The organism is Roseicyclus marinus, from assembly GCF_036322625.1.
Taxonomy (GTDB): Bacteria; Pseudomonadota; Alphaproteobacteria; order Rhodobacterales; family Rhodobacteraceae; genus Roseicyclus; species Roseicyclus marinus_A.
In genome coordinates this window covers 3,433,068-3,444,933 of record NZ_AP027266.1, presented here as the reverse complement: position 1 = coordinate 3,444,933, position 11,866 = coordinate 3,433,068, and the positions used below count along the sequence as shown (strand labels likewise).

7 protein-coding genes and 1 pseudogene are annotated in these 11,866 nt (G+C 64.5%); 4 read left to right on the top strand and 4 right to left on the bottom strand.

The features are described 5' to 3' along the window. Positions 1–51 precede the first annotated feature (51 nt). The 4 genes and pseudogenes from AABA51_RS16580 to bchF form a co-directional block, all read right to left on the bottom strand. Positions 52–3,615: a magnesium chelatase subunit H gene (locus AABA51_RS16580; RefSeq protein WP_338273208.1), complete on the bottom strand. Its 3,564-nt coding sequence runs from the start codon at positions 3,613–3,615 to the stop codon at positions 52–54. Further along, positions 3,605–5,184 (bottom strand): annotated as a pseudogene (bchB, locus tag AABA51_RS16575) (ferredoxin:protochlorophyllide reductase (ATP-dependent) subunit B). The gene AABA51_RS16580 and the pseudogene bchB overlap by 11 nt, the downstream one beginning before the upstream one ends. Continuing rightward, positions 5,181–6,464 (bottom strand): ferredoxin:protochlorophyllide reductase (ATP-dependent) subunit N, encoded by a 1,284-nt coding sequence (locus tag AABA51_RS16570; RefSeq protein WP_338273207.1) that lies wholly within the window; start codon positions 6,462–6,464, stop codon positions 5,181–5,183. The pseudogene bchB and the gene AABA51_RS16570 overlap by 4 nt, the downstream one beginning before the upstream one ends. Beyond that, positions 6,461–6,946, bottom strand: a complete 486-nt coding sequence (gene bchF / locus AABA51_RS16565; protein ID WP_338273206.1) for a 2-vinyl bacteriochlorophyllide hydratase — start codon at positions 6,944–6,946, stop codon at positions 6,461–6,463. Before bchF ends, AABA51_RS16570 begins: the two co-directional genes overlap by 4 nt. A gap of 314 nt (positions 6,947–7,260) precedes the next feature. Here bchF and AABA51_RS16560 point away from each other — a divergent pair, with 314 nt between their 5' ends. The 4 genes from AABA51_RS16560 to AABA51_RS16545 all read left to right on the top strand — a co-directional run bounded on the left by AABA51_RS16560 (position 7,261) and on the right by AABA51_RS16545 (position 11,865). Next, entirely contained in the window at positions 7,261–8,085 is an 825-nt protein-coding gene (locus AABA51_RS16560; RefSeq protein WP_338273205.1) for a cobalamin B12-binding domain-containing protein, read from the top strand. A gap of 13 nt (positions 8,086–8,098) precedes the next feature. After that, positions 8,099–9,544 (top strand): transcriptional regulator PpsR, encoded by a 1,446-nt coding sequence (ppsR, locus tag AABA51_RS16555; protein ID WP_425328849.1) that lies wholly within the window; start codon positions 8,099–8,101, stop codon positions 9,542–9,544. A gap of 108 nt (positions 9,545–9,652) precedes the next feature. Continuing rightward, positions 9,653–10,576, top strand: a complete 924-nt coding sequence (chlG, locus tag AABA51_RS16550) for a chlorophyll synthase ChlG (protein WP_338273203.1) — start codon at positions 9,653–9,655, stop codon at positions 10,574–10,576. Continuing rightward, positions 10,573–11,865 (top strand): BCD family MFS transporter, encoded by a 1,293-nt coding sequence (locus tag AABA51_RS16545; RefSeq protein WP_338273202.1) that lies wholly within the window; start codon positions 10,573–10,575, stop codon positions 11,863–11,865. Before chlG ends, AABA51_RS16545 begins: the two co-directional genes overlap by 4 nt. Position 11,866: the final 1 nt, after the last annotated feature.

The window sequence follows — 11,866 nt, the reverse complement described above, 5'->3', positions numbered from 1 at the left end:
GGCGCGGGCGGCGGGGGGCTGTCGTTCGTCCAGCATAATCTCGGTCCTTCCCTATTCGGCCGCCACGTTGAGACCCTCGAGCGTATCCTCGAGCTCGTCCGCGCCAGCCTGAAGCGCGGCCAAAGTGGCCTCATCGGGTTGCCAGTAATTCCGTTCGAACGCCTCGATCAGGCGGTTCGCCATGCGGGCGGATGCCTGCGGGTTCAGCGCAGCCAGACGGCGGCGCATGTCTTCGTCGAGGACGAAGGTTTCGGTCAGGCGCTGGTAGACCCAAGGGTCCACCTGGCCGGTCGTGGCCGACCAACCCATCGTGTTGGTCACCTGCGCCTCGATCTGGCGCACGCCTTCGTGGCCGTGTTTCAAGAGCCCTTCGAACCACTTGGGGTTCAGGCTGCGCGAGCGTGTTTCCAGCGCCACCTGTTCCTTGAGCGTGCGGACCTTGCCCTCGCCCCGGGTCTGGTCGCCGATGAACACCGGCGCCTCGACCCCGCCCTTGGCGCGTTTCACCGCGCGGGAGATGCCGCCCAGGGTGTCGAAATAATGATCGACCGTGGTGACGCCCAATTCGACCGATTCAAGGTTCTGATAGGCCAGATCGACATCTTTCAGCGCGGCCTGAAGCAGGCCTGCGTTCTTGTGCGCCTTGCCGTCCATGCCATAGGCAAAGGATTTCCGCGCCTGGTAGGCGTCGGCCAGTTCGTCCTCTTCACCCCAAGCGCCGCTATCGACCAGGGCGTTGACGTTCGAGCCATATGCCCCTTCGGCATTGGAAAAGACGCGTAGGGCCGCTTCCTGCATGGCCACACCCATCTGGGCGGCATAGTCGAGCGCATGGGCGCGAATGAAATTCATGTCGGTCGGTTCATCGGCGGTCGCGGCCTTGAAGGCGGCTTCGGCCAGCATCCGGGTCTGCAAGGGGAGCAGATCGCGGAAGATGCCCGACAGCGTCATCACCACGTCGATGCGCGGGCGGCCAAGTTCCGCCAGGGGGATCAGATCGGCCCCGCACAGCCGCCCATAGCCGTCGAAGCGCGGCTTTGCTCCCATCAGGGCGAGCGCCTGCGAAATCGGGCCGCCATCGGATTTGATGTTGTCCGATCCCCAGAGCACCAGCGCGACCGAGCGCGGCATCTCGCCGGCTGCATCGATCAGGCGCTGCGCCTGTTTCGCGCCATCCTGAAGCGCAAAGGCCGTGGGCATGCGGAACGGGTCGAAGGCATGGATGTTGCGCCCGGTGGGCAGAACCTCGGGCGAGCGGATCAGGTCGCCGCCCGGCACGGGTTCGATGTAATGGCCCGACAGCGCGCGCATCAGGCCGGTCAATTCCGTTTCCTGCCGCAACAGATGTTCGATCCGCTTGCGGGTGTCGGGGTCGGTCTCGGCCATGACGCGCAGGTGTTCCTGCAATTCGGCCTCGGCCATCGGGCGGCCCACGACATGCAGCCCGTCGGGGATCAGCGCATCCTCGGTTTCCAGCAGCGTCAGCCAGAGCCTGTCGGGATCGCGTTCGACCAGGTCTACGGCCTCGGCCTGGGTGGCGATGAGGGTGGCGAGGTCATCGCGTTCATGTGCATCAGGGGCAAGCGACCGCCAGCGCGTCAGGCTGTCCTTGAGCTCGGACAGACCCTTGTAAAGACCAGCTGAGGCCAAGGGCGGCGTCAGATGCGTGATCGTCACCGCGTTGGAGCGGCGCTTGGCCAGCGTCGCCTCGGACGGGTTGTTGGAGGCGTAAAGATAGACATTCGGCACCTCGCCGATCAGCCGGTCGGGCCAGTCGCGCGCGCCAAGCCCCGCCTGCTTGCCCGGCATGAATTCCAGCGCGCCATGCATCCCGAAATGCAAGAGCACATCGGCCCGGTAGGTGTTGCGCAGCCAGAGATAGAACTGGGTAAAGGCATGGGTGGGGGCAAAGCCGCGCTCGAACAACAGGCGCATCGGGTCGCCCTCGTAGCCGAAGGTCGGCTGGACACCCACGAAGACATTGCCGAACTGCTGGCCCAGGATGAAAACACCGCGCCCATCGGATTGCACCTTGCCGGGTGCGGGGCCCCAGACCGCCTCGATCGCCTTCAAGGGGGGCGTGTGGCGGACGATCGTGTCGGCATCGACATGGGCCGCGACATTCGCTTCCTGCCCGTATTGCTTGGCATTTCCCTGCAGGATCGCGGCGCGCAGGGCATCGACGCTTTCCGGAACCTCGACCGCGTAGCCATCGGCCTTCATCCTCGTGAGCGTGTTGAACAGGCTCTCGAAGACGCTGAGATAGGCGGCGGTGCCGATCGCGCCCGCATTGGGCGGGAAGCCGAAAAGCACGATCCCCACCTTTTTCTCGGCATTCGCCTTGCGCCGCAACAGCGCCATGCGACGGGTCTTTTCGACAAGGCTGTCGATGCGTTCGAGACAGGGCGCCATCGCCTTGGTGTCGGAGGTGCGGGGGCAATTGTTGGAACAGCCGTGGCAACCTTCGGCCCCGTGGCGACCGCCGAAAATGGTCGGGTTGGTCGCGCCGTCGATCTCGGGCAGGGCGACCAGCATGGTGGTTTCGACCGGCCCCAGACCGCCACCCGATTCGGCCCATTGGCCCAGCGTCTGGAATTCCAGCGCATGGGCAGCGATGTAGGGCAGATCCAGCCCCTTCAGCACCTCGACCGCGGCCGCGCTGTCATTGTAGGCGGGTCCGCCAATCAGGCTGAACCCCGTGAGAGAGACCAGCGCGTCGATGCGTCCGCCGGTGAAATAGGCATCAATGGCCGGACGCCCGTCGAGACCGCCGGCAAAGGCAGGGATCACGGCCATTCCCGCCGCCTGCATCCGCCGGATGACTCCGTCGTAATGCGCCGTATCGGAGGCCAGCACGTAGCTGCGCATCATCAAAAGCCCCACGGTCGCGACCGGGTTTTCCGGCTGCGGCAGGGCGGCGGCATCGGTGGTGATGCGATGACCGGGCAGATCGGGGTGATAAAGCCCCACCTCGGGGTAATCGATGGGAGCCGCGGCCTTGGCGCCCTTGAACGCGCGATCGGTCGCGTAGCTTCCGATCAGGAAACGCACCATCTGTTCGACATTGTCGTCCGACCCACCCAGCCAATACTGCATGGTCAGGAACCAGGCGCGCAGATCCTGCGCCTTGCCGGGAATGAATTTCAGGATCTTGGGCAGGCGGCGCAGCAGTTTCATCTGCTTTTCGCCGGAATTTGCCGACGGTTCCTTGGACCCGCGCAGCTTTTTCAACAGCTTCATCGGCCCGGTCGCGGGCTTCATCATGTCCAGATCGCCCATCCGGGTCAGCTGGACGACCTCGCGCGCGGAAATCACGCCGATCATCGCGTCACAGGCATCGCGGCGGGCCTGCAGATCGGGCAGGATCGCGGTGATATGTTCCTCGATGAACAAGAGATTGGCGACGATGATGTCGCCATGGCGCACGGCGATCCGCGCCTCTTCGAGTGCCGCCGGGTTCTCGGCCCATTCGGCGGCCGCATGGACAGAGACGTTCAGCCCCGGAAACTCGTCTGCAAGCCGCGCGCTCACCCGCGCCGCAGGGCCAGCCGCATGGCTGTCGAGCGTGACGATCACGACCCGGTAGCCGGGGATATGATCGCCGTCACCGCGCATAATGGGCCTTGGCCTCGTAGAGCGTATCGACGCTGATCTGGGTCACGCCCCGTTCGGCGGCGAATTTCTCGGTGTTGCGCTTGGCCTTGCCGCGCACGAAGAACGGAATCTTTTTCAGCTCACGCTCGGCATCGGCGAGCCAGACCATGACGTCGCTGCCGGTTTCCACCGGCGCGGGCGCATCCGTCTTTGCTTCCGAAATACTCCGGGGGGAGTCAGCTTCGCTGACGGGGGCTGGCCCCCCTGCGACGCGCGCGGCGCATGCCCACCGTGATGGCTGGCGCCGGCTTCGTCGTGAAACTCGAAATCCTCGCGGAACATCGACAGAAGATGTTCCTCCAGCCCCATGACCAGCGGATGGATCCAGGTGTCGAAGATGACATTTGCCCCTTCCCAGCCCATCTGGGGGGAATAGCGCGCCGGGAAATCCTGCACATGGACGGGGGCAGAAATCACGGCGCAGGGAATGCCAAGGCGCTTGCCGATATGCCGCTCCATCTGGGTGCCGAGGATCATCTCGGGGGCGGCATCCTCGATGGCTTTCTCGACCTCGAGGTAATCGTCGGTGATCAGCGCCTCGAGACCGAATTCCTTGGCCAAAGCCCGGATCGGCCGCGCGAATTCACGGTTGTAGCAGCCAAGGCCCACCACCTCGAACCCCATCTCGTCCCGCGCGATGCGGGCGGCGGTCTGGACATGGGTCGCGTCACCGAACAGGAAGACGCGCTTGCCGGTCAGATAGGTCGAGTCGACCGATTTCGACCACCAGGGCTGGCGCAGGCGGCCCAGGTCCTTTTTCGGCTCTACACCGCAGATCCGGGCCACTTCGGCGACAAAATCATGGGTGGCGCCCACCCCGATGGGCACGGTTTTCGTGAAGGGAATGCCAAGCACCCGTTCCATGTGGCGGGCCGCCGTTTCGGCATGTTCGGGATACATCAGGATGTTGATGTGGGCCGCGCCCAGCCGGGTGAGGTCATGGGGCGTCGCGTCGAAGGGGGCCACGACATTGATGCCGATCCCCATCTCTTCGAGGAGCGCCTTGACCTCTTCGATGTCGTCGCGATGGCGGAAACCCAAGGCCAGGGGGCCGATAAGGTTCGCGGTGACATGGGGCGTCTTTTCGACGGGACCGGCCAGCGCCTTGACGAGTTGGTAGAAGGTCTCGTCCGTGCCGAAGTTTTCCTTGCGCTGGTAGCTGGGCAGTTCAAGGGCGATGACGGGCACCGGAAGAGCCATGGTTTCCGCCAGCCCGCCCGGATCGTCCTGGATCAATTCGGCGGTGCAGGATGCGCCCACGATCAGCGCCTGCGGCTTGAAGCGGTCATAGGCGTCCTGGCAGGCCGTCTTGAACAGGCCCGCCGTATCTTCGCCCAGATCGCGCCCTTCGAAGGTGGTGTAGCTGACCGGCGGGCGATGGTTGCGCCGTTCGATCATGGTGAACAAAAGGTCGGCATATGTGTCGCCCTGCGGGGCGTGGAGCACGTAATGCAGACCCTTCATCGCGGTGGCGACGCGCATCGCGCCGACATGCGGCGGACCTTCGTATGTCCAGACGGTGAGTTTCACGCGCGCTCCTCCAGTTTCAGGAGGGCACGGCGGCGCAGCGGGCGGCTGAAGAGACCCGCCAGGTCACCGGCCTGATCGTAGAAATGGACCGGCGTGAAGACGAGTTCGATCGCCCATTTCGTCGTCAGCCCCTCGGCCTCGAGCGGGTTGGCAAGGCCGAGGCCGCAGACGGTCAGATCGGGGCGGGCGGCGCGCACGCGGTCGAGTTGTTTCTCGACATCCTGGCCTTCGGAAATGGTGGGGCCGGCCGGGATCAGATCCATGTCGGGGCCGACAAGACCCTTGTGGATGAAGGGCTGGCCGATCTCGACCGCCTCCATCCCGCATTCCCGTGTCAGAAAGCGCGCGAGCGGAATTTCGAGCTGGCTGTCGGGGAGGAAGAAGATCGACTTGCCGCGCAGATGTTCGGAGGCATTGGCGATGGCTGTCCGCGCGCGGGCACGGGGGGCCGCCGTCACGGCCTCGAAGGTCGCGTCGTCGACACCGAATTCATCCGCAATGGCCTTGAGCCAAAGCGTCGTGCCCTCTTCGCCGAAGGGGAAGGGTGCCTGGATCATGCGCGCGCCGCGCCGTTCGAGGGCCGCCGCCGTATCGCCAAGGAACGGCTGGAGGCAGGCAAAGACCGTGTTCGGGCCGACGCCGGGCGCATCGGCGCTGCGCGGGGCGGGCAGGACATGGATCGGGCCGATGCCCATCTTGGTCAGAAGATCGACGGCCTGATCCTCGACCACATCGGGGAGCGCGCCGACGAGCAGCAATTCGCGGGCCTGGGTCGCGGGAAGGACCGGGACCATGGAGGCGAGGCAAGCATCCTCCCCCTGGGTGAAGGTCGTTTCGATCCCGCTGCCGGAATAGTTCAACACGCGCACATGGGGGGCGTGTTCTTTCGTCAGACGCTCTGCGGCGCGGGCGAGGTCGAGCTTTATCACCTCGGACGGGCAGGAGCCGACGAGAAAGAGCTGCTTGATGTCGGGACGACGCGACAAGAGGCGCGCGACCTCTCGGTCCAGTTCGTCATTGGCATCTGCCAGACCCGCAAGATCCGTTTCCTCGAGGATCGCGGTGCCGAAACGGGGTTCGGCAAAGATCATCACACCGGCCGCCGATTGCAGGAGATGCGCGCAAGTGCGCGAGCCCACGACGAGGAAGAAGGCATCCTGCATCTTGCGGTGCAGCCAGATGATGCCGGTCAGCCCGCAAAAGACTTCGCGCTGGCCGCGTTCCTTTAGGATCGGGGCATCGCGGCAGGTGCTGGCGGGGATGTTGGCGGGTCGGTTCACAGGCGGCCCTCCGCGTCGAGGCGCGCCATGCGCAGTTTCCAGACGAACTGCGCCGCATTGATCACGTAGGCCGTGTAAGCGGCGAGCGCGATCCACATCTGATCGGCATGGGGCCAGCCCGCGACAAGCGCCCAGACATAGGTCAGGTGCAGCGCGATCACGAGAAAGCTGACCACATCCTCCCAGAAGAAGGCATGGGCAAAGAGATACTGGCCGAAGACGACCTTTTCCCAGATCGCACCGGTGACCATGATCGTGAGCAGCACGGCCGTCTTGGCGATGATCGACCAAGTCGCGGCGTCATAGCCTGCGCCGGTGAGCATGAAACGGATCACCAGGGCCAATGAAACAAGAAAGACGAGGAATTGAACCGGCGCGAGAACGCCCTGGACGGTCGTCCATATCGTCGCGTCGCGTCTGGCGCGCTCCTCGGCGGTGTAAAGTTGCCGTGACGGAGAAGATGTCAGGGTTTCGCTGGTCATGCGAATGTCGATTCCTCTGGGCGATAGGGAAAAACTAGCCCCCACAGCGGGAGAGTGTCAACTAAAACTTACACATCAAATGGACACCTGCAAAGACAGTCATGGTTGGAAACGGTGGCGTTTCGCCCCGAAATTCCCAAGAAATTTTGGCTTGTCGGAAGTTGGAAAGCGCCGACTGGCCCTTGAAGACCGCCTGCTGTCAATTTACTTTGACAGGAAGGCCGGTTTGCGCGACAGTTGCGCAGGCCAATTGCTGCCCGACCGACGCATGGCCATAGAAAGACGTCGGAGGGGGGCGCAAGCGGTGGCATCACATGAAAGACGACGCGCATAACAAGGCGACGACGAGCCTGGCGACCGACGGCGCCGAGGTGCGGCTTCTGGCGCGCCGCGCGATCGCCGTGCTGGCGGCCAATGGCAGCGGGCGCAACGACGGCTTGGCGCGGCGGCTCGAGCAGCTGTTCGACGCCTTCGTTTCCGCCGACGAGCAACAGCGCCACGACATGCTCTTGCGGCTCAGGCAAGATGGCGTGTCGACGGATGACATCATCGACCACATCATTCCGGCGGTTGCGCGCCTGATGGGCGAGCGCTGGGCCGGGGATGACATCAGCTTTGCGGATGTGACCATCGGAACCGCCCGCCTGCAGGAGGCGGTGCGCGCGTTGGGCTGGCATGACAAGAGCCGCCAGAAGATCCAGGAGACCGCGCCGCTTTTGTTGCTGATCATTCCGCGGCCCGAACATCATACGCTGGGGGCCTTTGTTCTGGCCGACCAGTGGCGGCGCATGGGCTTTCGCGTCGATATCGCGATGGACCAGCATCCGCGCCAGATCGCGGAGCGGTTGCGCAAGCGCCGCTATGCCATGATCGGGATCACCGCATCAGGGCGCAGGACGCTTGCATCGGCAAGGGAATTGGTGGACATAATCCGCGTTACCGTAGCGCGAGCGACGCCCATATTTATCGGTGGTTCCATTCTTGACCGGGACGTCGATGTTCTCGCCATTACCGGAGCAGACCACACCGCGCGCGACGCGGGAACGGCGTTGCGGAAATGCGGACTGGTAGACGCGGGGTGGGAGGCCCCGTCACTTGAAACGTCCGGGAATGTCGGCACCCGACAGGAACGGCGGTAGGGGCATGGATCGCATGAACACGCGCGGATCGGATTTTCTGGGTCAGCCGTCCGCTCCGGCCATCGGGCCGGAGCAGTTCAACGAGATCGTCACGACCGCAGCGGACCTCGCCATCGTGCTGGATACGCAAGGCACGGTGAAATCCGTGATCGTCAATCCGCTGAACCCGACGCTGGGGCGGCTGGACCACTGGAAAGACCGCGACATCCGCGAATTCATGGCCGAGGACAGCCTGTCCAAGCTGGAGACCCAGCTGGAAGCCTATCGTGCGGGCAAGAAGGGCGTGGTCGATGCCATCGAGGTCAACCATTACGATAACGCGAATTGGGAATTCCCGATCCGTTACACGCTGCACAATACCGGCAATCCCGACATCATCCTGATGCTGGGTCGCGATCTGCGCCCGATCGCGGAACTGCAGCACCGGCTGGTCAAGGCGCAGCTGGCGCTGGAAAAGGATTACGAGACCCATCGCGACTACGAAACGCGCTACCGGGTCATCATGGAGGCATCGCGCGATGCGCTGGTTCTGGTCGATGTCGCCTCGGGGCGGATCGTCGATCTGAACGCGGCGGCGGCGCAGGTTCTGGGCGCGGATGCCGATGCGCTGACCGGCAGCGCCTTTACCCAGGAATTCGACGGCCGCCGGAGGGGCGAATTCATCGAAGGGCTGGTTCTGGCCGCCACCGACGATTCAAGCGGTGCCGTGCCGGTCAAGACGCGGCGTGGCAAGCTGGACGTGGCGATCCATCCGATCGTGTTCCGCGCGGCGGGCGACAAATCGCTCTTGTGCCGGATCGAAACCGCGCAGAGCGCCGAGACGGTGGCTGCCGAATTGTCGAGCACGCTGGCACAGCTGTTCCGCGAAGGCCCCGATGCCATCGTCATCACCGATGCCATCGGCACGATCCGTGCGGTCAACGACGCCTTTCTGAACCTGACGGACGTTGGCAGCTCGGGCGAGGTGAAGGGCAAGTCCCTGTCCGAGTTCCTGTCGCGCGGCAGTGTCGACCTGAAAGTGCTGACCGACAACGCGACGCGCGCGGGCAAGATGCGGATGTATGCCACCCGGCTTGAGGGGGCCTTTGGCTCGCAATTGTCGGTCGAGATGTCGGCGACACACCTCAACAGCGGCGGCGTTACCGGCTTTGCCTTTGTCATTCGGGATACGTCGCGGATGGAGGTTGTCCGCGATCCTTCGGCTTCGGTCATTCCGGGGCCGGGGCCCGTGTCGGATGACGCGATGCGCAACGTGATGGACCTGGTGGGATCGGCCCCGCTGAAGGATATCGTGGCCGCAACCACGGATGTGGTCGAAAAGATGTGCATCGAGACAGCGGTCGAACTGACTGACAACAACCGTGTCGCAGCCGCCGAGATGCTGGGGCTGTCGCGGCAATCGCTCTATGTGAAGCTGCGCAAATACGGCCTGTTGAACAAGAACGATCGCGCCAACTGAGCCGCGAGCGACTTTCCGGATAATCCGTCCATCAACGGCCTGCGCTGCGGGGCGTCTACATTCCTTTACACTTGCCGACTCGCGGACTGTCAGGCTATGTTTACACTCATGAGTGTAACGACCGACCTCACCCCGCCGACATCCAACCGCAGCCTGCCCGAGCCGAGGGCGGTCCTGACGCTGCTGAAACCGATCACATGGTTTCCCCCGATGTGGGCTTATCTGTGCGGCGCGGTTTCAGCCGGGGCTTCGCCCGCCGGGCATTGGGTGGCGGTGATCCTTGGGGTCATCCTTGCCGGGCCGATCGTCTGTGGCATGAGCCAGGCGGCGAATGATTGGTGCGATCGGCATGTCGATGCGATCAACGAGCCGCATCGCCCGATCCCGTCCGGGCGCATTCCGGGGCGTTGGGGTCTGTGGATCGCCATCGCCATGTCTGCCTTGGCAGCTGTCGTCGGCCTGGCGCTTGGGCCGTGGGGCTTTGCCGCGACGCTCGTCGCCATCGCTGCGGCCTGGGCCTATTCGGTCGAGCCGATCCGCCTGAAACGGTCGGGTTGGTGGGGTCCGGGGCTGGTCGGCCTGTCCTATGAAAGCCTGCCGTGGTTCACGGGCGCCGCCGTCCTGTCGATGGGCGCGCCTAGCTGGCCGGTGGTCATCGTGGCGCTGCTTTATGGCATCGGCGCGCATGGCATCATGACGCTCAACGATTTCAAGGCGCTGGAAGGCGACCGGCAGATGGGCGTCAATTCCCTGCCCGTCACGCTGGGGCCGGAACGGGCGGCGAAACTGGCCTGTATCGTCATGGCCGTGCCGCAGGTGATCGTGTTCGGGCTGCTCTTCTTCGTCTGGGACCGCCCGGTGCATGGGCTGGCCATCGCCGTTTCCCTGATCGCCCAAGCCTATGCGATGCAGGTTCTCTTGCGCGATCCAAAGGGAAAGGCACCCTGGTACAATGGCGTGGGCGTCACGCTTTATGTGTCGGGCATGATGGTCACGGCCTTTGCCGTCCGCACACTGGAGGCTTGGCCGTGACGCTCAGCTGGCTCCAGATCATGCGCCTTGGCCTTGTGCAGATGGCGCTTGGGGCCATCGTGGTGCTGACGACATCCACCTTGAACCGGCTGATGGTGGTAGAGCTTGCCCTGCCCGCCGTTCTGCCGGGCGCGCTGGTGGCGCTGCATTACGGCATCCAGATCACGCGCCCGCAATGGGGCTACAAATCCGACACCGGCGGCAAACGGACACGCTGGATCATCGGTGGCATGGCGATCCTTGCGCTGGGCGGTTTGTCGGCGGCCTTGGGCGTCGTGCTGATGGAGATGCAGGCGACGCTGGGCCTGGTCGTGTCGATCCTCGCCTATGCGGCCATCGGGGTCGGCGTCGGGGCCTCGGGTACGTCGCTCCTGGCGCTTTTGGCCACGGCGACAGCACCCGAGCGGCGACCGGCGGCAGCGACGATCACATGGCTGATGATGATTTTCGGCATCGCGATGACGGCAGGCGTGTCGGGACAATTCCTTGACCCCTATACGCCGCTGCGACTGATGGAGGTTGTGGGCGTCGTCATCCTTGGTGCCTTTGTCCTTACCTGTCTTGCGGTCAGGGGGATCGAGCGCCGCGTCGTCGCGCGGCCCGAAGGCCCCAGCGCCCCCTTCCTCGAAGGGCTGCGAGAGGTCTGGGCCGAGCGCAAGGCGCGCATGTTCACGCTGTTCGTTTTCCTGAGCATGACCGCGTATTTCATGCAGGAACTGATCCTCGAGCCCTATTCCGGCCTCGTCTTCGGCTTCACGCCGGGGCAATCGACCACGCTGTCGGGGGCGCAGAATGGCGGCGTCTTCCTCGGCATGGTCGTGGTGGGCGTCGCGGGTACGGCGCTACGGCTCTTCACGCTCAAGACCTGGGTGGTGGTGGGCTGCATCGGGTCGGCGGCGGCGCTGATCGGGGTGTCGATGCTGGGCCAGATCGGGCCATCCGCACCGCTGTTGCCCGCCGTCATCGGCTTGGGCTTTTTCAACGGCATGTTCGCGGTGGCCGCCATCGGCAGCATGATGGCGCTGGCAGGCCAGGGCCGCGATGCGCGCGAAGGCACGCGGATGGGCCTGTGGGGCGCGGCGCAGGCCATCGCCGCAGGCTTTGGCGGACTGACAGGCGCGGCGCTGGTCGATGTCGCCCGCCTGATGATGGATGACGCCAGCGCCTTTGGAACCGTCTTTTCGATCGAAGCCGTTCTCTATCTCGCCTCGGCCCTGATGGCCCTGCGGGTGATGGAGGGCAGGATATCCATGTCGCCCGGGTCCCGCGCGACAGTACCGGGGGAATGAC

What these genes read in the sequence shown, in the direction of transcription:
- AABA51_RS16580 (WP_338273208.1), bottom strand. Translation starts at nt 3,615, where the DNA reads ATGCGCGGTGACGGCGATCATATCCCCGGCTACCGGGTCGTGATCGTC.
- bchF (WP_338273206.1), bottom strand. Translation starts at nt 6,946, where the DNA reads ATGACCAGCGAAACCCTGACATCTTCTCCGTCACGGCAACTTTACACC.
- AABA51_RS16560 (WP_338273205.1), top strand. Translation starts at nt 7,261, where the DNA reads ATGAAAGACGACGCGCATAACAAGGCGACGACGAGCCTGGCGACCGAC.
- ppsR (WP_425328849.1), top strand. Translation starts at nt 8,099, where the DNA reads ATGAACACGCGCGGATCGGATTTTCTGGGTCAGCCGTCCGCTCCGGCC.
- chlG (WP_338273203.1), top strand. Translation starts at nt 9,653, where the DNA reads ATGAGTGTAACGACCGACCTCACCCCGCCGACATCCAACCGCAGCCTG.